The organism is Roseovarius sp. AK1035 (genome assembly GCF_003288315.1).
GTDB lineage: Bacteria > Pseudomonadota > Alphaproteobacteria > Rhodobacterales > Rhodobacteraceae > Roseovarius > Roseovarius mucosus_A.
This window is the reverse complement of sequence record NZ_CP030099.1, coordinates 1,946,327-1,967,301: the sequence shown is the minus strand read 5'-3', so window position 1 is coordinate 1,967,301 and position 20,975 is coordinate 1,946,327. Positions and strand designations below refer to the sequence as shown.

Below are 20,975 nucleotides of genomic sequence, written 5' to 3'. Positions count from 1 at the left end.
GCCACGCAAGCGCCATAACAGGCGCTTGCGTGCTTTTTCAGAGGTAGAATGGCCTGCTCAGGCTGCCGCAAACCCGGCATCAAGCGCCGACAGGATCACGTTCACCTCAGCCTCGGAAATCACCAGAGGCGGCGACATCAGGATATTATGCGCCCCCAGACGCACCATCGCCCCCGCCTCATACGTCGCCTGATGCACCCGCTTCATGGTCGCGGCATCCATGGGCGTCTTTTTCGCGCGGTCGCTGACCAGCTCGATTCCCATCATCAAGCCATGACCGCCACGCACATCACCGATGATGTCGTATTTTTCGGCCAGCTTCTTGACCCCTTCATAAAGCTGCGTGCCGCGCACAGCGGCATTGCTCTTGGTATCCAGCCGCAGCGTTTCTGACAGGCAGGCCACCACCGCCGCCGCCCCCACGGGATGCGCCGAATAGGTGTAGCCGGTCCAGATGCTGCCCTCTGGCCCTGCCTTTTCAAATACCTCGGCGACCTTGTCGCCCAGAACCACGCCGCCCACAGGGAAATATCCACTGGTGATGCCCTTGGCGATGGTCATCATGTCGGGCTTGACGCCCCAATGCCGGGCTCCGGTCCAATCTCCCGTGCGCCCAAAGCCGGTGATCACCTCGTCCGAGATCATCAGAATACCGTAGCGGTCGCAGATGTCGCGCATATGCTTCATAAAGGACGCATCCGGCACGATCACACCGCCAGCGCCTTGAATAGGCTCCATGATAAAGGCGGCAATCGTGCTGGGGTCCTGAAACTCGATCTCATCCACCATGGCGGCGGCGATCTTTTCCGCCAGTTTGGCCCCATCGGTCTCATCGAACGGGTTGCGATAGGTATAGGGGCTGGGCAGATGAAAACAGCCCGGCAACAGCGGCTCATAGGTGATCCGGAACCGGTTGTTGCCATTGACCGACGCGCCACCCCAATGGGTGCCGTGATAGCCCTTTTTCAGGCTCAGGAACTTGGTGCGCGTGGGTTCCCCCCGCAGGCGGTGATATTGCCGCGCCATGCGCAGCGCCGTGTCCACGCTATCCGACCCGCCCGAGGTGAAAAAGACGCGCGTCATCCCATCCTCGGCAAAGAACTCCTGCACCGCATAAGAGGCTTCGATGGCCGCGGGGTTGGTGCTGCCGGCAAAGGCAGAATAATAAGGCAATTGCCAAAGCTGATCGGAAATCGCCTGCTTCACCACATCGTTGGAATAGCCAAGGTTGACGCACCACAGGCCCCCCACCGCATCCACCGGATCATGCCCGTCGATATCGGTGATCCGCACGCCTGCGGCACTTTTGATGATTTTCGGTGCATTGGCCTGCTGCTCACCGGGATGCCCCATCGGGTGCCACAGATGGCGCGCGTTCATCTCACGCAGGAAATTGTCGTCTTTCATGGGGTGCTCCGGCAGGTAGAGGGAATTTGATCAAATTCTGCCACTGCCGTGCGAAACTGTCCAGAGGGATAAACGGGCCGGGATACGCAATCCCGACCCAACCCCGCCCGGTGGATCACTCCGCCAGCTTTTCCTCGATGATCGCCTTGAGATCGTCATAGGCCATGTTGGCATATTTCTGCTCGTTGATCACCAGCGTCGGCGTCGACTCGACGCCATGGGCCTCGGCGTTCTCTTGATACCACGCGACCAGCGCCTTGGCCTTTTCGGTGTCATTGAGACAGGCTTCAACCGCATCCGGCTCCAGCCCTGCAACCTTGCCGATCCGGCGCAGGTTGTCGGCAATCGCGGCAGGCTCGCCTTGGGTCCATTCCCCCTGCTGCTCATAAATCATGTCCGAGATGCCAAAGAATTTCTCTGGCCCGCCACAGCGCGCCACCATCGACGCCCATAGGCCGAACCGGTCAAAATAGACATCGCGATAGATGAAATGCACCTTGTCCGTGTCGATATACTCAGCCTTCAACTGCTTGAGCGGCCCCTTGTGAAAATTGGCACAATGCGGACAGGTAAAGGACGCGTATTCGATGATCGTCACCTTGGCATCCTCTGGCCCCATCGTCATTTCGACGATTTGCGATGTATCCGGGGCCGCCTCTTGCGCCACGGCGGGGCCGGTAAGCATGGCAAGGGCCAGCGCCCCGGTTGCGATCAAGTGTTTCATATCATTATCCTTGGTCTGATGGGTCAGTCAGTGTTGTGACTTTGTTAACACGTTGCGCGCCAGCCTTTCCAGCGCCGCCCGCAATCCATCGTCGGTCACAGGTGCGGCAAGGCTCGTGGCGGTTTGCAACGTCTCGGGTGCCACGACGGGCAGGGCCGCCACTTTGGGCCGATGGGTGAACTCCACCTGCCCCTCTGCAAAGCCCACGGGCGCGGTCTGAGTGATGCGGATACGCGCGATGGCATTGTAGCCATAGACGGCATTGACCCGCTCGCGCAGCTTTTCGTTCTGCATCTCCAGCATCGGGGCCTGCGCGCCGGTCGTGAGCAGCGTGAGCGTCGCCCCCATCCCCTGCCGCGCATAGGACACTTCGACGGGCCGCGCGATGGCGGCGATGTCGTCGCCCACCACTTCGGCCCAATGCGTCAATAGCCGCGATTGCGCAAACCCACGGCTCTCGGAGGCGCGGCGTATGCTGGTCTGCAGCAACGCCGAGGTGCGTTTGAACCCGTATGTCGCGGCCTTGCGGCTGGTCATGGTTGGCGCTCTCCTCACTGGCGCTAATCTATGGCATGTGACAGGGGATACCAGAGCCGATTGCGCGGCAAGGGGGTAAACTATGCGTTATTTCGCCGAGGCCGAAAGCCTGCTTGCGTGGTATGATACCCATGCCCGCGACCTGCCTTGGCGGATCAGCCCCGCAGCCCGCGCGGCTGGTGCCCATCCCGATCCCTACCGTATCTGGCTGAGCGAGGTGATGCTCCAACAGACCACCGTCGCGGCGGTCAAATCCTATTTCCTGCGCTTCACCACGCTTTGGCCCACCGTCGCCGATCTTGCAGCGGCCGAGGATGCGCAGGTCATGGGGGAATGGGCCGGACTGGGCTATTACGCCCGCGCCAGAAACCTTCTGAAATGCGCGCGCGTTGTGGTGCGCGATCATGGCGGGCGATTTCCCGACACGCTTGACGGCCTGCGCGCCCTGCCCGGCATCGGGCCTTATACCGCCGCCGCCATTGCCGCGATTGCCTATGATCAGCCGCATGTGGTGGTGGATGGCAATGTCGAACGGGTGATGGCCCGGCTCTATGATATCCATACCCCCCTCCCCACCGCCAAGCGCGCGTTGACCGAGGCGGCAGCGCGCCTTACCCCCCGCTTGCGGCCCGGCGATTATGCTCAGGCGGTGATGGATCTTGGCGCCACCATTTGCACGCCCAAATCCCCCGCCTGCGGTCTTTGCCCGTGGCGTGCGCCCTGTGCGGCCCGCGCCGCAGGCACCGCCCAACATCTCCCCCGCAAACAGCCCAAAACGCCCAAGCCGGTGCGCCATGGTCACGCCTATGTCGCCCGTCGCGCCGATGGCGCGTGGCTCTTGGAACGCCGCCCCGATAGCGGCCTCTTGGGCGGCATGCTGGGCTGGCCCGGCAGCGACTGGGGCGAATCTCCGCTCCACACACCGCCCATCGCCGCCGACTGGCAGCAGCTAGAGGCCGAAGCGCGCCACACTTTCACTCATTTCCACCTCCGCCTCACCGTCCACGTGGCCATTGTGCCCGATGGCGTGCCCCCCGAACGTGGCATGTTCCTATCTGACGCAGCGTTTCGCCCCACAGAGCTGCCAACCCTCATGCGAAAGGTCTTTGACCTCGCGCGGGCTGCGCTAAACTATGCCCCATAACGCAAGAGCGAAACTTCTCAGGACCGTTCCATGATACCCGCCGACAAGGTTGCCCAACTGCACCGCGCCCTGCCCTTCTGGATGTCGCTTATCTTACTCCCTGTGGCCGTGCTGGGCGCATTGCAAGGCGGCTGGACTGTGCTTTTGTTGCCTATGACCACATGGTATTTTTTCTCGATCCTCGACGCCTTTCTCGGGCTCTATACCGAGAATGCCGATCTTGAGACGCGCGACGATCAACTGACCTGGTATCGCGCGATCACCCTGATCTGGGCACCGTTGCAATTTGGCCTGCTCTATTGGTTGATCTGGTATGTCACAGGCCCGGGCGACGCGCATCTCAGCCCGCTGGAAACCATCCTTCTGTTTTTTGGGGTGGGGGTGATCACCGGTACTGTGGGCATCAACTATAGCCATGAACTCATGCACCAGAAAAACCGAAGCGAGCGATTTCTTGGCGATGTTCTGCTCGCCATGGTGCTTTATTCGCATTTCCGGTCAGAGCATCTTTTGGTGCACCACCGCTACGTCGGCACCCCCCGCGATCCCGTCACGGCCCGCTATAACGAGGGGTTTCACCGCTTTTTCCCGCGCGTGCTGCGGCAAAGCTGGCAGTCAGCCTTCAAGGCCGAGGCCGAGATGCTCGCCCGCCGCAACTTGCCTTGGCACGACCTCAAGAACCCGTTTTTCAAATACTGGGCACTCCAGGGGTTCATGGCCCTTCTGGCCGTTCTGATCGGCGGCTGGATTGGGCTTGGCCTGTTTTTCTGGCAAGCCTTTGTCGCGATTTGGCAGCTAGAGCTTGTAAACTACATCGAACATTACGGCCTCACCCGCAAACATCTTGGTGGTGGCAAATACGAGCATGTTCAACCGCGCCATAGCTGGAACGCGGCACACAAGGCGTCAAATTGGCTGTTGATCAACCTGCAACGCCATTCGGATCATCACTATAAACCCGATCGCCGCTTTCCGCTCTTGCAGAACTATACCGAGGCGGACGCGCCGCAATTGCCCTATGGCTATCCGGTCATGACCATGGCCGCCATGGTTCCGCCCATTTGGCGGCGGGTGATGAACCCCCGCGTGCGCCGCTGGCGCGAGATGTATTACCCCGAGATCACCAATTGGCGGCCCTATAATCGCGCCAGCACCCCGATGCCGCGCTAGACGCAGATGGGCCGGGGCCAAAGGCCGCGCGCGTCGTGTCGTCATTGAAGTAAGCGGTATCCAACGGGTCAAACTGATGGAGTTTGACAAGGATCGTGCAGCCCTCTGAGAAAGAACTGCATGGATGCGCTTGGCGGCCCCTCTTGCACGTCAGAGAGGCAACGCACCGGCCAGGTCAAGCGCGCTCGATCACCGCCTGTGCCTCGGCAAAAGACAACAACCGGCGTCCCTGTTCATCCCACAGGTGGAGCCGCGCATTGGCGAGGCTCTCGCGGATGGTCATCCGGTTGATTTCCGCCAATTGCGCGTGATCGCGCAACGCCTCAGGCAGCCGATAAAACGGGATACGGCTGTTGACGTGATGCACGTGGTGAATCCCGATATTGGCGCTCAGCCATTGCAGCCAGCCGGGCAACACGTAATGCGAACTGCCCTCAAGGGCGGCATCATGCAATTGCCAGTTTTCCTCGGCCTCCCAATGGGTGGTCTCGAATTGATGCTGCACGTAGAACAGCCACACCCCCGCCGTCGCCGCCAGAACGGTCGAGGGCAAAAAGATCAAGAGGATCGGCATCAGCCCACCGAACCAGCCCACCAAACCCAGCACCAGCAACAAAGCGGCATTGGTGGCCATTGCGCTAACCCAATAGCGCGCCTTGCCCATGAAGCCGAGCGGCAGACGGTTTTCCAGCAAAAAGATATACCCCGGCCCCAGCCCGAACAGAACCAGCGGGTTGCGGTAAACCCTGTATTTCAGGCGCTGAAACGGCGTCAGCGCAGCATATTCCGCAACCGTCAGCGTGTCGATATCGCCAATCCCCCGCCGCCCCAGATTGCCCGAGGAACTGTGGTGGATCGAATGCGAATGCCGCCACACGTCATAGGGCGTAAGCGTCACAACCCCAAGCACCCGGCCAAGCCAGTCATTCATCGACCGGCTCTTGAAAAAGGCCCCGTGGCCGCAATCATGCTGGATCGCAAAGAGGCGCAACAGGAACGGCGCGGCACAAAGCGCCAGCACGACACTCAGCACATAACTCAGCGACAAAGCCCACCAAGCCAGCCCCCAAAGTGCGAGGAACGGACCAACGGTCACGGCCAATTCGAATGCAGCACGGGGCGAACTCGGCTCGCGGTATTTCGCAAGGAGTTGAGCCCATTCCCTGCCAGCACGTGTTTCGGGTGGCAGCGGGGCGGGGTGGGGTTGATCGAGCATGTGCCTGTTTTTTTTGGTACCGATTGCCAAACTCATAGAGGATTGACCAGCGTTTGCAAACGTTGCGTCACCCTAACCCCTGCGCTATTTGACCACGTTTGAGAAATTTATGACCCTACGTCACGCAAAAGCCCCGCAAGACGACCTTGCGGGGCTTTGCAGTTCATAAAATGGGTCGACTCACTCAGCTTGTCTTCTTGCCCTTGATCGGCGCCCAGATCCGCTTGTTGGTCAGATAGAGCAATACCGACAGGATCGTCAGAAAGATCACCCCGGTCAGGCCCGCATGCTTGCGCGCCATCATCTTGGGTTCTGCGGTCCACATCAGAAAGGCCGCAACATCCTCGGCCTGCTGTTCCAGCGTGGCAACGGTGCCGTCGTCATATTCGACATCGTCACCCCAGAGCGGCTGACCCATGGCGATCCAGCTACCGGGCACCGTGTGATGACCATCCTCATCCTTGCACTCGTCCGGATAGCCACCGGCGGTGAAGGCCGCGTTATACGTGCCGGTGAAATCCTCCGGCGCGCATTCCGGCGCTTCGTGATACCCGACCATCAGCGAGTATATATATTCCGCCCCGCCCATGCCGTTGAAAAGCTGGCTCAGACCGGTGCCGTAGGGGCCATGAAACCCCGCACGCTTTTTGGCCATAAGGCTCAGGTCCGGCGCACTGGCAGAGGTGACAGCCGGAAAATGGTCGGTCGGGGTGGCGGGCCGGAAATCGTCAAGCTCCGGGTCGAACACCTCGAACTGCTCGGAATAGGCAAAAACCTGATCCTGAGGCAGCTGCGGCCCCCCCTCGTCCCCCAAGGTCCGAAGCGGCACATATTGCAGGCCGTGGCACGCCGCGCAGACCTGCGTATAGACCTTCAGACCGCGCTGAAGCTGGTTCTGGTCAAACTTGCCGAACGGACCTTCAAAGGAAAAGGCGACGTCCTCGATATGCCCCTCGCCCCCGGCGGCCAATGCGCCGCCAGTCGAGAGGGACAGGGCCACAAGGGCCGCAATGCCTGTTGTCTTGAACATTGTCATCCGTCCTTTCTTATTCGGCGGGCGTGTGGGCCTTGCCATAATGCGCATCGAAGTCTTCCTCGATGGTGGCAGGCTGGGCCTCAGGTTTCTCGATCACGCCCAAGAGCGGCAGGATCACCAGGAAATAGGCGAACCAATAGGCCGACGCGATCAACGAGATGGTCGAATAGGGCGGCTCGGCGGGCATTGCGCCAACCCAGGTCAACACCACAAAGTCGATCACCAAAAGCCAGAACCACCACTTGAACATCGGACGATAGCGGCCCGACCGCACCGAAGAGGTATCAAGCCACGGGGCCAAAGCCATGACCGCAATCGCCCCGAACATCGCCAACACACCAAAGAACTTGGCGTCGATGATGCCACCGGTGATCCAGCTGGCGAACATCACCACCCAGACATCGCCGGTAAAGGCGCGCAGGATCGCGTAGAACGGCAGGAAGTACCATTCCGGCACGATATGCGCAGGCGTGACCAGAGGGTTCGCTTCGATATAGTTGTCGGGGTGGCCAAGGTAGTTGGGCATAAAGCCGACAACCGCAAAGAACACCACCATGATCACGGCAAGCGCGAACAGGTCCTTGATCACGAAATAGGGCCAGAACGGCACAGTATCGCGAGCGGCCTCATCCTTGGACGTGCGGCGCACATCAACCCCGGTTGGGTTGTTGTTGCCGGTGGTGTGGAACGCCCAGATATGCAGCGCAACCAGTGCGGCAATTACGAAGGGCAGCAGATAATGCAGCGAGAAGAAGCGGTTCAGCGTGGCATTGTCCACCGCCGGCCCGCCCAAAAGCCAAGTTTGGATCGAGTCGCCGATGAACGGGATCGCACCAAAGAGACCGGTGATCACCGTGGCCCCCCAGAACGACATCTGGCCCCAAGGCAGCACGTAACCCATGAACGCCGTACCCATCATCATCAGATAGATGAGCATGCCGATGATCCATGTCACCTCACGCGGGGCCTTGTAGGACCCATAGTAGAGGCCGCGGAAAATATGCAGATAAACCGCAACAAAGAACAGCGACGCGCCGTTCATGTGCAAATAGCGGATGAAGTGGCCGCCATTCACGTTGCGCATGATATGCTCAACGCTGGCAAAGGCCAGATCGACATGCGGCGTGTAATGCATCACCAGAATGATGCCGGTAACGATTTGCAGCACCAGACAGAAGGTCAGAACGATCCCCCAAATCCACATCCAGTTCAGGTTCTTGGGCGTGGGGATCATGATGGTGTCATAGAGCAAGCCGACGATGGGCAGGCGCGAATGCAGCCATTTCTCGCCGCTCGTCTTGGGCTCGTAGTGATCGTGCGGAATTCCGGACATTTGCGCGTTTCCTTATCCCAGTTGGATCGTGGTTTCGTCGAGGAATGTGGCGACGGGAATCCACAGGTTCTCAGGCGCCGGACCTTTGCGGATACGGCCAGCCGTGTCGTAATGCGACCCGTGGCAAGGGCAGAACCAGCCGCCAAAATCGCCCGATCCGTCGCCAATCGGCACGCAACCCAGATGGGTGCACACGCCGATCATCACGAGCCATTCGCCCGCCTCATCCAGCGTGCGGTTCTGGTCCGACGCATCAAGCGCGAGGTCATTACGGTTCTGTGCATTCTGGTCCGGCAGTTCCGCCAGCTCAACGGCACGGGCAGCTTCGATCTCTTTTTCCGTGCGGCGACGGATGAAAACCGGCTTGCCCAAGAATTTGACGCTGATCTGCGTGCCGGGCTCAACACCCGAAACATCGACGCGGATCGAGGACAGCGCCTGCACATCCGCCGAAGGGTTCATCTGGTTGATGAGCGGCCAGATGGCCGCACCTGCGGTCACGGCACCGACGCCTGCGGTCGCATAATAGAGGAAATCCCTCCGGGTGCCTTCGTGATCTTCTGCGTGGGACACGAGAATTACTCCCTATATATCAGAGCCGCAATCGGCCTCATACGATGTTAGGCCACGGGATTCCCATGGCCAGTCTGTGCGGCTATTTAGCGGGGCTTTGGGGGGCCGTCCAGCCTGCATTACCCCAAGATTTGGTCAGAGCGCGCATCTGTCGCGCTTGACCGGCTTCTATCGCGAAATCAGACAGCGCAATGGCCCCCCTCTCTCGCCTGTTGGCGGGGCTTATGCGGGGGCTGTTCGCATCATGCTGTCGCGCGCGGCCATCTTGGCATACCACGCCTCCAGCGCCGGATGCCCAACCCGCCAGCCGCGCGCATCATGGCGGAAATCAAGATAGCCCAGTGCACAGCCCAGCGCGATATGGCTCATATCGAGCGGCCCCGCGAGATGGCTCATCCAGCGGCCCTCAACGGCCTCCAGCGCCCGTGCAACCTTGGCCCATTGCCCCTCGACCCAAGGGGCATAGCGGATCTCTTCGGGCCGGAACCGCGCCTCATAGGTCATCGCAAGCGCCGCCTCCATGATCCCTTCGGCAATCGCCTCCAGCGTCAGCACCTCCCAGAGCCGCGCCTCGGGATAAAACCGCCCATCAGCGCGCGCATCCAGATAGCGGGTGATCACCCGGCTGTCATGGATCGCCGGGCCGTCCAGCCGCACCAGCGCCGGTATCTTGCCCAGCGGATTGGCCGCCGCCGCCTGCGGATCGGTCTCAAGCGGTGTGGTGGTCACATCGACCACCTCAACCTGATCGTCCAACCCGGATTCCAGCAAGAGCACGCGGACCTTGCGCACAAAGGGGGACAATGGCGAGGAAATCAGTTTCATGGCGCGCTCCTTTAGATGTTCGCCGCGACCCTAGGCGCAGCCCCCAACGCTGTAAAGCCGCTCAGGCAGGCGGCGCGCGCATCCACTCCGCCAACAAGTCACTCTCTTGCCCCTGCCCCGCCGGCCCCAGATGATCGGCGGCGCGCAGGCGCACCTCCTCGGGCTTGTTCTGCCCCAATTTCCACGTGCCTGCGATCTCGTCCACGCGCATCGCACAGGGCACGATCTGCCGCATCATCCGCTCCAGCACCTCGGGTGTCATCTTCTCGGCCCGCCATTCCGGCTTGGGCGCAAGCCGCGCCTCGAACTCCGCCGATTGCCGATCCAAAAGGTCGCGCATCCCCTCCTGCGGCTGCAACGTGACCTCGCCCACCAGATGCACAGCCACGTAATTCCACGTGGGCACCTGATCCTCGACCCCATACCAATCGGGCGAGACATAGGATTGCGGCCCCTCTATCGCCAACCGCGCGCGCAACGGCCCACTCAAAAGCCGCGCAATCGGGTTTGACCGCACCAGATGAAATTCGGCCCGCGTGCCATCGGCATTCAAAAGAAACGGAATATGGCTCATCAGCGGCCCCTCGGGGCTGCAAACAGCCAGAATGCCAAAGCCCCGCGCGCGGGCAAATTCTAGATTGCGCTCGCTCGGTGTCTGACGAAAAGCAGGATTGGGATGCATGGCCTTAGTCCTCGCGCCGGGGGCAGAGAATATCCTCAACGGCCTGCGCCACCCGCAACAGCCGCTCTTCGCCATAGGGCTGACCGCAGAGCATCAACCCACAGCTTGGCACCCCTGTGGGCAGCGTCACGGCACACAGCCCCAAAAGATTGCCCACCCGCGTATTGCGCAGGGTCAGCAGATTTTCGGTCACGTAATAGTCAGGGTCCGCCAAAAGCCGCGCCTGATCCGGCGGAAGGTTGGGGGCCGAGGGCATGAGCACCGCATCATAGCCCGCAACCCGCGCGGTCCACGCCGCCCGCAGCGCCTCTAACTTGCGCCAGCCCGCCACATAATCCGCCGCACTTATATCTTTGCCACTGCGGAACCGCTCCAGAATCGGCGCAAACATCTTGTCCGGGGCCGCCTCGATCACCTCGCGCCACAAACCATAGGCCTCGCCCGTGAACAGCACCGGCGACAGCGGTAGCGCCTCGGCCACCTCTGGGGCTTCGATCTCGTCGATCACCGCGCCCGCATCGCGCAGCATCTCCAGCGCCGCCGCATGCGCACGCGCAGGTTCGGGGCGAATATCCTCCATCACGCCCGTGCGCAGCACCGCAAACCGCAACCCCAAGAGCGAAGCCCCACGCAAATCGGCCGCTTTGCGCCCGTCCAGCGCCGCCAACATCAGTGCGCAATCCTCGACCGAGCGCGCCAGCGGTCCCACCGTGTCGAACCGCAGGCAGAGCGGCACCACCCCTTGCAAAGACACCCGCCCCGACGTGGTCTTTAGCCCGACCAGATCGTTCCACGCCGCAGGGATGCGCACCGACCCGCCAGTGTCCGACCCGATCCCGCAAGGGGCCAAATCAAACGCCACGCTCGCCGCCGCCCCCGAAGATGATCCGCCGGGCACAGCGTCGGGATCGTTCACGCAAGGCGGCGTTGCCGTCACCGGGTTCAGCCCCAGACCGGAAAACGCCAATTCGCTCATATGTGTCTTGCCAAGGCACACCAGCCCCGCCGCCGTGCCATTGCGCAACACCTCGGCATCTCGTTCCGGCACCCGGCCCTTCAACAGCGCCGATCCCGCCTCGGTCGCGACACCCGCGCTGTCAAAGAGGTCCTTCCAACTGACCGGCACCCCGTCCAGCAGGCCCAGACGTTGCCCCGCCTTGGCCCGTGCCGATGCCGCCGCCGCCTCAGCCCGCGCGCGGCTCTCTGTCACAGCGCTGTAGATGCGATCGCGCAGCGGATGGGCGGTGATCGCCGCCAGATAGGTCTCGCAGAGCGCCTCGGGGTCAATCTCGCCGCGCGCAATGCCGCGCCCCAGATCGCCCGCCGTCATCCTGAGCCAGTTCTGCATCGCGTCCCCCTATCCGTTCAAAAACCATTGCTAGCGGCAGAGCGGCGCATGGACAATCCCGCGCGCACGCACATATTGGGCGGCATGACACATGACAGCGATCTTCTCATCGTCGGCGGTGGCCTGAATGGCCCCGCTCTTGCGCTTGCCGCAGCACAGGCCGGGCTTTCCAGCACCGTGATCGACGCCCTGCCCGAACCGACCCGCAAAAACGCGGCCTTTGACGGGCGGTCCTATGCTTTGGCGCTCGCCTCCGTGCGGCTCTTGCAAAACCTCGGGATATGGGACCGTGTGGCCGAGCATGCCCAACCGATGTTGGAAATCAAGGTCTCGGACGGGCGCGCGGGCGAAGGGCCATCGCCCTTCTTTCTGCATTTCGACCATGCCGAGATCGAAGAAGGCCCCATGGGCCATATGCTTGAAGACCGCTTTTTGCGCCGCGCCCTGATCGAGGCCATGGCAGAGCAACCACTGATCACCCAAGTTTCCAACGACACGGTGACAGCCCAAGAAAGCGTCGCCACCGGCGTTACCCTTACGCTTGCCTCGGGCAAAACCCTGACCGGGCGGCTTTTGATCGGGGCCGATGGGCGTAGCTCAGGTACCGCCGCGCGCGCAGGTATCCGGCGCACCGGCTGGGGCTATGGTCAAACAGCACTTGTCGCCGCCATCGAACACGAATTACCGCATCACGGCATCGCGCATCAATTCTTCATGCCCCCCGGCCCGCTTGCCATCCTGCCGCTGCCCGGCAATGTCAGCTCGATCGTCTGGTCTGAAACAGACGCCACCGCCGCCCGGTTCGCAGCCCTGCCCGATGCAGATTTCATGGAGGTGCTGCGCCCCCGCTTCGGCGATTTTCTGGGCGCGATCAAGCTGCGCGGCGCGCGCTATACCTACCCGCTCAGCCTGACGGTGGCCAACAGCTTTGTCGCCGAACGCCTCGCTCTGATCGGCGACGCCGCCCACGGTATGCACCCGATTGCCGGTCAGGGGCTGAACGCAGGCCTGCGTGATGTGGCCGCCTTGGCGCAGGTGATGACCGAAGCCAACCGCCGGGGCGAGGATATCGCCGCACCCGATGTGCTTGCCCGGTATCAACAATGGCGGCGGTTCGATACCGCGACACTGGCCTTGGCCACCGACCTCACCAACCGGCTCTTCTCCAATGACAACCCGATCCTGCGCACCGCCCGCGACCTTGGCATGGGCGCGATCAGCCATATGCCACGCCTGCGCCGGGGCTTCATCCGCGAGGCCGCAGGGCTGACAGGGGATTTGCCAGAGTTGATGAAAGGGTAAGAGGGGCTGCCCATATTTGCACTGAGCCGCGCCGTCGCTGGGCCGGGGACTAGCGAAGCAACGGTCATGGCTGCCACTTTATAGCAGCAAAGTCCGTATGACCCGCCAGAGCAGCGCCACACCTCCAAATCGCTGGTCCGCGGGACGGCCCAGCGATCCGCGCGGCGGCGCTACGCGCCTTGATTCCGCGCGGGGCACATGGGGCAAAAGTCGGCATCAACCTACCTTACCCGCGCTCCAGAAACCGGATCATCGTATCGCCATAGCGCCGCTCTTCGATCATCCGCATCCCTTCAGGCGGGGTGATTGCAGCACTTTCCTCCCAGACAATCAGCGCCCCGTCAGAAATCCATCCCCCCTCCAGCGCCGCTGCCAGCGCCTCCTCGCCCAAGCCCTTGCCATAGGGCGGATCGAGAAAGACCAGATCATGCGGCACCATGGGATTATTCCCCGGCTTGCGCGCATCTAGAGGGAATACGCGCGTCTCCTCCTCTGCCCGGCAGAATGCAATGTTTTGCCGCAAGAGCGACTGCGCCTTGCGCCCGCTTTCGATGAAACTCACAGCCTGCGCCCCGCGCGACAGCGCCTCAAGCCCAAGCGCCCCGGTGCCCGCGAAAAGATCAAGCACCCGCGCGCCCGTCACGGGATCGCCATAGCCCCCGGCCAAGACGTTGAACAGCGCCTCGCGCACCCGGTCTGACGTGGGCCGCAAATGCGCCGCCACATCGCCCTTGCCGACACTGGCCAGAGCCCGCCCGCGATGCGCCCCGCCGATGATCCTCACCCCAGCAACACCTTGAGATCGGCACCCGCATCCGCGACCACCGCCGGATCGGCGGTCTTGCCCGCATCAATCAACCGCTTGCCCACCATATAGGCGCGTGGATCGTTCATCGCGTCCACCGCCAGCAACTGATCCCCCCGGAAATACCAGAACGACACCGAAGCCGCCCCATCGCGCGTCACGATCCGGTCATAGCCGGTGCTCAGCCCCGCAATCTGCAACTTTACATCATATTGATCCGACCAGAACCACGGCTTGGGCACATAGGCCACAGCGGCCCCCAGGATATTGCCCGCCACACAATCGGCCATGTCGATGGCATTGGGCACGCTCTCGAGCCGTAAACGCCCCTCGCCATGGGGAAAAGACGCGCAATCGCCAACGGCCCAGATTGTGGGATCAGACGTGCGCCCTTGGGCATCTACCGCGATGCCGTTGTCAATCTCTAGCCCCGCCGCCTCGGCCAGCGCGGTATCGGGCACGATCCCCACGCCGACAATCACCATATCCACGGCCACCTCGGTCCCATCGGTCAGGCGCGCACCGCTGACCTGGCCATCGCCAAGAAGCCGCTCCAAACCCACACCCTCGCGGATATCCACCCCGTGCCGCCCATGCAGCGCGCGGAAATAATCCGAAGTCTCTTTGGCCGCCACCCGTTGCAAGATACGCGGGGCCATCTCGACCAATACCACCTGCATCCCGCGCGAGGCCGCGACCGCCGCCGCCTCAAGCCCGATATAGCCGCCGCCCACAATGAGCACGCGCGCCCCCTGCACAAAACCCGGTGCCATCGCATCCACATCCGCCAGCGTGCGCACCACATGCACGCCCCCCAATTCCCCCCCAATCGCCGCAGGCAGGTGGCGGGGGCGCGATCCCGTGGCCAGCACCAGATGCGCATAGCCCAGCCGCTCGGTGCCGATGACAACCTCTTGCGCCGCGCGGTCAATCGCCGTGACGCGCGCATTCAAGCGCAGATCAATACCCGCTTCGGCATAATAGCTTTCGGGCCGCAGATAGAGCCGCTCCAGCGCCATATCGCCCAGCAGGTATTTCTTGGACAGGGGCGGGCGCTGATAGGGCGGCACCGGCTCTTCGCCGATCAGCGTGATGGGGCCGTCATAGCCCTCACTGCGCAGCTTTGCCACCAGCGAGGCCCCCGCCTGCCCCGCTCCGATCACCACGACACCCGTCATCTTGCTTTCCCCTTCTTTGGCATGGTCACTTGCCTATCACCGGCCTATACCTACATCCATCCCGAAACCCTCGACAGACAAGGAACGACCATGACCCTTTCTTCCGGCGACAAACTGCCCGATGCAACCCTTCTGAAACTGGGCGAAAAGGGCCCCGAAGCGGTCGATCTCAAGAGCCTGACCGCGGGCCGCAAGGTGGTGATCTTTGCTGTGCCCGGTGCCTATACGCCCACCTGTTCCGCGGCGCATGTCCCCAGCTTCATCCGCACCAAGGCGCAGTTCGACGCGGCAGGCGTGGATGAAATCATCTGCGTCTCGGTCAATGATCCCTTCGTGATGAAGGCCTGGGGCGAGGCCACCGGCGCCACAGAGGCCGGAATCACCATGCTCGCCGATGCCGAAAGCGCCTTCACCAAGGCCATCGGCCTTGATTTCGACGCGCCGCCCGCTGGCCTCTTGGCGCGCTCCAAGCGCTATGCAATGGCGGTCGAGGATGGCACCGTGACGGTGCTGCATGTCGAGGAAAGCCCCGGCACCTGCGAAGTGACCGCCGGCGAATCGCTGCTCGCGGCGATGTAAAGCGGGCCAAGGGTGCGAGGGGCCAGCCCCTCGCGCTCCCCGGAGTATTTGGGCCATAAAGAAACAGCCACGCCCAAACCCTACAGTCCCGGTGGCGTCAGGATGTGACGCAAGAGCGCCAGCGGATGCGCCCGCAGGCTGAGGCGCAGGGCGGTATAATCCTCGACCACCTCCTCGCCCAGCGTCATGGCGGGCAGATGCGCCGCAGGCTCGACAATCCCCTCTCCATCAATATCGCGCGCGAATAATGGCAAGGGCCGCTCTGCCCCAATCGCCCGCGCCTGCCAGAGTGCGTCGCGCCGCGAAAGCCCAAGCGCGGCAAAGACATCCGCCTCGGCCAGACGTGTCAGCGCCGCCGGGGCCACCCCCGCCCGCCGCCAGACATCCTCGGGGCCCACATAGCCATTGCCCCGCGCCGCCGCGATCCAGTCTGCCTCGTCCTGCGCCACGCCCTTGATCTGGCGAAACCCCAGACGCAGCGCCAACCGTCCCCGGCTGTCCGGCTCGATGGTATTGTCCCAATACGAGGCGTTGATACAGACCGGGCGCAGCGTCACGCCATGTTCGCGCGCATCCCGCACGATCTGGGCGGGCGCATAAAACCCCATCGGCTGCGAATTCAGCAGCGCACAGGCAAAGATCGCCGGGTGATGGCATTTGAGCCAGGCGCTCGCATAGACCAGATGCGCGAAACTGGCGGCATGGCTTTCGGGAAACCCATAGCTGCCAAAGCCCTCGATCTGGGAAAAACAACGCTCGGCGAAATCGCTGTCATAGCCATTGGCCTGCATGCCACGCAGAAACCGCGCGCGAAATTCACTGACATTGCCGTGCTTCTTGAAAGTGGCGAGCGACCGGCGCAAACGGTCCGCCTCTTCGGGGGTGAACCCCGCGCCGATGATGGCGATCTGCATCGCCTGTTCCTGAAACAGCGGCACGCCCAGCGTCTTGCCCAGCACCCGGCCCAGATCATCCGAGGGAAAGCTGACCGCCTCTTCGCCATTGCGACGGCGGATGAACGGATGCACCATATCGCCCTGAATGGGGCCGGGCCGGATGATCGCCACCTGAATCACCAGATCGTAAAAGGTGCGTGGGCGCATACGCGGCAGGAAATTCATCTGCGCCCGGCTTTCGACCTGAAAGACCCCCAGACTGTCGGCGCGGCTCAGCATCTCGTAGACTTGGGCGTCCTCGGGCGGCAGGGTGGCCAGGCTATAGACCTGCCCGCGATGCTGCCCCAAAAGGTCAAAGGCTTTGCGGATACAGGTCAGCATCCCCAGCGCCAGCACATCGACCTTGAGAATACCCAGCGCGTCGATGTCATCCTTGTCCCAGCAAATGACCGTGCGCCCCTCCATGCTGGCATTCTCGATGGGCACCAATTCATCCAGCCGCCCCTCGGTGATGACAAAGCCGCCGACATGCTGGCTCAGGTGCCGGGGAAAGCCGATGATCTCGCGGATCAGCGCCAGCGTTCGCGCCAGACGCGGATCGCGCGGATCAAGCCCGATCTCGGCCAGGCGCGCCGGCTCCAGCGCGCCCTCACCGCCATGCCCCCAGATCTGCGAGGTCATCGCGCCCAGCAAATCCTCTGACAGGCCCATGGCGCGGCCCACCTCACGGATCGCACGCTTGGTGCGGTAATGGATCACCGTGGCGCAGAGGCCCGCGCGATGCCGCCCGTAACGCTCATAGATCCACTGGATCACCTCCTCGCGGCGCTCATGCTCGAAATCCACGTCGATATCGGGCGGCTCGTCGCGCGCCTCAGAGACAAAGCGCTCGAACACCATCGTGCCGATCTCGGGGCTGACAGAGGTCACGCCAAGGCAATAGCAGACCACCGAATTGGCCGCCGATCCGCGCCCCTGGCACAGGATGCCGCGTGAGCGTGCAAAGGCAACCACGTCATGCACGGTCAGGAAATAGGGCTCGTAGCGCAGCTTGGCGATCAGGGCCAATTCATGCTCCATCATGCCACGCACCCGCGCAGGCGCCCCGCCCGGATAGCGCCACTCAAGCCCCGCCTCCGCCAACCGCCGCAGCCGCTGCGCGGGGGTCTCATTCTCGGCAACCTCGCTGGGATATTCATAGCGCAATTCATCCAGCGAAAAATCCAGCCGCGCCGCCAGTGCCGCCGCACGGCTGACCGCCCCCTCATGCCCCGCAAAAAGGCGGCGCATCTCCTCCTCTGACCGCAGGCGCTGTTCGGCATTGCGCAGCGCATGACGGCCCAGCCGGTCCACCGTCACCCCCAGGCGGATCGCGCTCAGCACATCGGCCAGACGGCGGCGATAGCCGCGATGCAGGATCGGTGCCGCCGCCGCCACCGTCGGCAGGCCCAGCCGCGCCGCCAGCCCCGTCAACCGCTCGAACCGCGCCGGATCGCGCCCGTCATAGCGCGGGCTGAGCAAGAGCGCGACAGAGCCCCCCCAGCGCGCCGCCAATTGCAGCACCTGCGCCTGCCACGCGCGCCCCGGTGCCGGGTGCACCAACAGATGCAGCCCCGCCGCCCCCGCCAGCACATCCGCCAACCCCAGATCGCACGCGCCCTTTATCGCCCGCTGCCGCCCAAGGCTGATGAGGCGACAAAGGCTGGCCCAGCCGCCGCGATTCACCGGCAGGGCGGTGATCTCGATCCCCTCGCGCAGCACCAGCCGCGCGGCAGGAATGAGGCGCGGGCAATTGGCCCAATCGGGCGGTGCTGCAGGCTGCGGCGCAGGTGGCCCGATGGGCCCCTGCCGTGCCTCCAGTGCCTGCCGCGCGGCGACCTCGCGCGCAATCTCGCGCGCTGCGGCATGGGCGCGCACGATGCCCGCAACCGAATTCACATCGGCAATCGCCACACCCGACAGGCCCAGCGCCGCGGCATGGCGGATATACTCCTCAGGATGCGACGCCCCGGTGAGAAAGGTGAAATTCGACGTGGCAGAAAGCTCGGCAAAGGGCATGGCGGCACTGATTCCCAGACCCATGCAGTATGTTCACTTTTTGTTCCAATTTCCAGCCCTGCTATGGCCGCCCTCAGCGGCGCTCCGCTGTGCAAGCGCCCCCTTGCAGACAGCGCAGCGCCTTGTCCAGCATCGCAGGCGTCGGCTCTGCATGGCCCATGCCGCCGCAAGGGTCCACCGCCAGCACATAACCGCCGTCCCGCCGCTCCAGAAATCCCAGATACTGGGTTCCCGGCACCGCCGAGGCGCACCACGGGCCAAAACATTGCACATCAAGCGTGATGGCACGATCAAACGCCTGATCGAACCCACCCTTTGTCAGCGCCTGCCCCGTCAACCGCGCCGGAATAAGCGTATGCGCGGGCTTTTGTTGCGGGATCATATCCGTGCTGGGCAGGCGCGCCGGATCAAAGGCCAACCGCCCATGCACCACGATATAAGTCTCCGCCGCCTCTGCCGCGCGCCGATAGGTCTCGGCCACATCCTGTGGAAAGCAACTCAGCGCAACCGCCGGTCCCGCCAACACCAAGCCCAGCGCAAGAACCGCCGCCCGGATCACAGCAACGCCCCGAATTCGTCCAGCACACGGGAATAAACCGCGCGCTTGAAGGGCACGATATTGGCCTCCAAATCACTGGGCGGCAACCAGCGCCATTCGGAAAACTCCGGGTGATCGGTGGCGATATTCACATCTGTATCTTGGCCCAGAAACCGCATCAGCACCCATTTCTGTTCTTGCCCCCGATACCGCCCCTTCCAGATGCGCGGCACCATCTCCTGCGGTAAATCATAAGTCAGCCAGCCGGTTGTTTCCGCCTCAACGCGCACCTTGTCCGCTGTAACGCCGGTTTCTTCCCACAACTCGCGCAGGGCGGCTTCGGTCACGCTCTCGCCCTTGTCGATCCCGCCCTGCGGCATCTGCCAGGCGGGAACCTCATTGTCGATCCGCTGGCCCACAAACACCTGCCCCGCCGCATTGACCAGCATCACGCCCACGCAGCGGCGATAGGGCAGTTTCGCAATCTCTTCGGGCGTCATCGTCGGGCCTCTCAGCTTGGGTCGCGGGCAGAGTGCGGCGTGCAGCCGTAGGCGTCAAGAGGCCAGCCCCCTCACACCTCGCGCGTGCCGACCATGCCCATGATCTCATAGGTCTGGCGCAGGATCGGCGCGGCAATCGTGCGCGCGCGCGCCGCACCATCCGCCAAAATCCGGTCAATCTCGGACAGGTCCTGCATCAGCCGCGCCATTTCCGTGGAAATCGGCGCGATGCGGTCAACGGCCAGATCCGCCAGCATCGGCTTGAACTCGGAAAAGGGCTTGCCGCCCGCCTCGGCCATCACCTGATCCACCGTCATATCAGCCAGCGCTGCATAGATATTCACCAGATTGCGCGCCTCTGGCCGCCCCTCCAGCCCCGCCGCCTCAGAGGGCAGCGGCTCGGGGTCGGTCTTGGCCTTGCGGATTTTCTTGGCGATGGTGTCGGCGTCATCCGTCAGATTGATGCGGCTCATGTCCGACGGATCGGATTTCGACATCTTGTTCGATCCGTCGCGCAGGGACATCACCCGCGTCGCCGCCCCTTCGATCACCGGCTCGGGGATCGGAAAGAACTCAACGCCGTAATCATGGTTGAACTTGATCGCAATGTCGCGCGTCAATTCCAGATGCTGCTTTTGATCCTCGCCCACCGGCACATGCGTGGCGTGATAGGTCAGGATATCGGCGGCCATCAGCGCCGGATAGGCAAACAGACCAAGCGAGGCGTTCTGCGCATTCTTGCCAGCCTTGTCCTTGAACTGCGTCATGCGTTGCATCCACCCCATGCGCGCCACACAGTTAAAGACCCACGCCATTTGCGTATGCTCGGCCACCTGAGACTGATTGAAGAGAATGGACTTGGCCGGATCAAGACCAGAGGCAATGAACCCCGCCGCCAATTCCCGCGTTGCACGGGCCAGATCAGCCGGGTTTTGCCAAACCGTGATCGCATGCAGGTCTACCATGCAATAGAGCGTCTGGATGCCCTTGTTCTGCGCCTCGGCAAACCGCTTCAATGCACCCAGGTAATTGCCCAGATGCAGGTTGCCCGAGGGCTGGATTCCCGAAAACACGCGGGGGGTAAAGGCCGCCTCGGTCATGACGCAACTCCGTGGTGGATTTCT

20 protein-coding genes are annotated in these 20,975 nt (G+C 62.8%); 4 read left to right on the top strand and 16 right to left on the bottom strand.

Going from position 1 to position 20,975, the window contains the following annotated elements; genetic code table 11:
* Positions 1-57: 57 nt before the first annotated feature.
* The 3 genes from RAK1035_RS09265 to RAK1035_RS09255 all read right to left on the bottom strand — a co-directional run bounded on the left by RAK1035_RS09265 (position 58) and on the right by RAK1035_RS09255 (position 2,668).
* Positions 58-1,407: an aminotransferase class III-fold pyridoxal phosphate-dependent enzyme gene (locus RAK1035_RS09265; RefSeq protein ID WP_008281831.1), complete on the bottom strand. Its 1,350-nt coding sequence runs from the start codon at positions 1,405-1,407 to the stop codon at positions 58-60.
* Positions 1,408-1,522: 115 nt separating this feature from the next.
* The gene (locus RAK1035_RS09260) at positions 1,523-2,131 is read right to left on the bottom strand and encodes a DsbA family protein (protein ID WP_008281830.1); all 609 of its coding nucleotides are present in this window, start codon (positions 2,129-2,131) and stop codon (positions 1,523-1,525) included.
* Between the two features lie 27 nt (positions 2,132-2,158).
* Positions 2,159-2,668 (bottom strand): DUF721 domain-containing protein, encoded by a 510-nt coding sequence (locus RAK1035_RS09255; RefSeq protein WP_008281829.1) that lies wholly within the window; start codon positions 2,666-2,668, stop codon positions 2,159-2,161.
* 82 nt (positions 2,669-2,750) lie between these two features.
* Here RAK1035_RS09255 and mutY point away from each other — a divergent pair, with 82 nt between their 5' ends.
* Both mutY and RAK1035_RS09245 read left to right on the top strand, forming a co-directional pair.
* A complete protein-coding gene (gene mutY / locus RAK1035_RS09250; protein ID WP_008281828.1) occupies positions 2,751-3,812 on the top strand; it encodes an A/G-specific adenine glycosylase in 1,062 nt (353 codons plus the stop codon).
* 30 nt (positions 3,813-3,842) lie between these two features.
* The gene (locus tag RAK1035_RS09245; RefSeq protein ID WP_008281826.1) at positions 3,843-4,982 is read left to right on the top strand and encodes an alkane 1-monooxygenase; all 1,140 of its coding nucleotides are present in this window, start codon (positions 3,843-3,845) and stop codon (positions 4,980-4,982) included.
* 175 nt (positions 4,983-5,157) lie between these two features.
* Here the strand turns inward: RAK1035_RS09245 and RAK1035_RS09240 are convergent, their stop codons facing one another.
* The 7 genes from RAK1035_RS09240 to RAK1035_RS09210 form a co-directional block, all read right to left on the bottom strand.
* Entirely contained in the window at positions 5,158-6,198 is a 1,041-nt protein-coding gene (locus tag RAK1035_RS09240; RefSeq protein ID WP_008281825.1) for a fatty acid desaturase, read from the bottom strand.
* A 184-nt stretch (positions 6,199-6,382) separates the two neighbouring features.
* Positions 6,383-7,234 (bottom strand): cytochrome c1, encoded by an 852-nt coding sequence (locus RAK1035_RS09235; protein WP_008281824.1) that lies wholly within the window; start codon positions 7,232-7,234, stop codon positions 6,383-6,385.
* Between the two features lie 10 nt (positions 7,235-7,244).
* Complete coding sequence (gene petB, locus RAK1035_RS09230) at positions 7,245-8,567, bottom strand: cytochrome b (RefSeq protein WP_008281823.1); 1,323 nt, start codon at positions 8,565-8,567, stop codon at positions 7,245-7,247.
* A 12-nt stretch (positions 8,568-8,579) separates the two neighbouring features.
* Positions 8,580-9,140, bottom strand: a complete 561-nt coding sequence (petA, locus tag RAK1035_RS09225; RefSeq protein ID WP_008281822.1) for a ubiquinol-cytochrome c reductase iron-sulfur subunit — start codon at positions 9,138-9,140, stop codon at positions 8,580-8,582.
* A gap of 222 nt (positions 9,141-9,362) precedes the next feature.
* Complete coding sequence (locus tag RAK1035_RS09220) at positions 9,363-9,965, bottom strand: glutathione S-transferase (RefSeq protein ID WP_008281821.1); 603 nt, start codon at positions 9,963-9,965, stop codon at positions 9,363-9,365.
* A gap of 61 nt (positions 9,966-10,026) precedes the next feature.
* Positions 10,027-10,647, bottom strand: coding sequence for an FMN-binding negative transcriptional regulator (locus RAK1035_RS09215; RefSeq protein ID WP_008281820.1), 621 nt, complete (start codon positions 10,645-10,647; stop codon positions 10,027-10,029).
* Positions 10,648-10,651: 4 nt separating this feature from the next.
* The gene (locus tag RAK1035_RS09210) at positions 10,652-11,995 is read right to left on the bottom strand and encodes an amidase (RefSeq protein WP_037298094.1); all 1,344 of its coding nucleotides are present in this window, start codon (positions 11,993-11,995) and stop codon (positions 10,652-10,654) included.
* A gap of 48 nt (positions 11,996-12,043) precedes the next feature.
* On the opposite strand from RAK1035_RS09210, the gene RAK1035_RS09205 reads away from it, so the two are divergent.
* Positions 12,044-13,297, top strand: coding sequence for an FAD-dependent monooxygenase (locus tag RAK1035_RS09205; RefSeq protein WP_008281818.1), 1,254 nt, complete (start codon positions 12,044-12,046; stop codon positions 13,295-13,297).
* Between the two features lie 226 nt (positions 13,298-13,523).
* Here RAK1035_RS09205 and rsmD read toward each other — a convergent pair whose 3' ends face one another.
* Together rsmD and RAK1035_RS09195 are read right to left on the bottom strand one after the other, a co-directional pair.
* The gene (gene rsmD / locus RAK1035_RS09200; RefSeq protein ID WP_008281817.1) at positions 13,524-14,081 is read right to left on the bottom strand and encodes a 16S rRNA (guanine(966)-N(2))-methyltransferase RsmD; all 558 of its coding nucleotides are present in this window, start codon (positions 14,079-14,081) and stop codon (positions 13,524-13,526) included.
* The gene (locus tag RAK1035_RS09195; RefSeq protein ID WP_008281816.1) at positions 14,078-15,280 is read right to left on the bottom strand and encodes an NAD(P)/FAD-dependent oxidoreductase; all 1,203 of its coding nucleotides are present in this window, start codon (positions 15,278-15,280) and stop codon (positions 14,078-14,080) included. Before RAK1035_RS09195 ends, rsmD begins: the two co-directional genes overlap by 4 nt.
* A 90-nt stretch (positions 15,281-15,370) precedes the next feature.
* On the opposite strand from RAK1035_RS09195, the gene RAK1035_RS09190 reads away from it, so the two are divergent.
* Positions 15,371-15,859, top strand: coding sequence for a peroxiredoxin (locus tag RAK1035_RS09190; protein WP_037298091.1), 489 nt, complete (start codon positions 15,371-15,373; stop codon positions 15,857-15,859).
* An 80-nt stretch (positions 15,860-15,939) separates the two neighbouring features.
* On the opposite strand, the gene RAK1035_RS09185 is transcribed toward RAK1035_RS09190, so the two are convergent.
* From RAK1035_RS09185 to trpS, 4 genes are all read right to left on the bottom strand, one after another.
* The gene (locus RAK1035_RS09185; protein WP_008281814.1) at positions 15,940-18,837 is read right to left on the bottom strand and encodes an error-prone DNA polymerase; all 2,898 of its coding nucleotides are present in this window, start codon (positions 18,835-18,837) and stop codon (positions 15,940-15,942) included.
* Between the two features lie 49 nt (positions 18,838-18,886).
* Positions 18,887-19,372, bottom strand: coding sequence for a hypothetical protein (locus RAK1035_RS09180; RefSeq protein WP_008281813.1), 486 nt, complete (start codon positions 19,370-19,372; stop codon positions 18,887-18,889).
* Positions 19,369-19,851: an RNA pyrophosphohydrolase gene (locus RAK1035_RS09175; RefSeq protein ID WP_008281812.1), complete on the bottom strand. Its 483-nt coding sequence runs from the start codon at positions 19,849-19,851 to the stop codon at positions 19,369-19,371. Before RAK1035_RS09175 ends, RAK1035_RS09180 begins: the two co-directional genes overlap by 4 nt.
* A gap of 71 nt (positions 19,852-19,922) precedes the next feature.
* Entirely contained in the window at positions 19,923-20,951 is a 1,029-nt protein-coding gene (trpS, locus tag RAK1035_RS09170; protein WP_008281811.1) for a tryptophan--tRNA ligase, read from the bottom strand.
* Positions 20,952-20,975 lie beyond the last annotated feature (24 nt).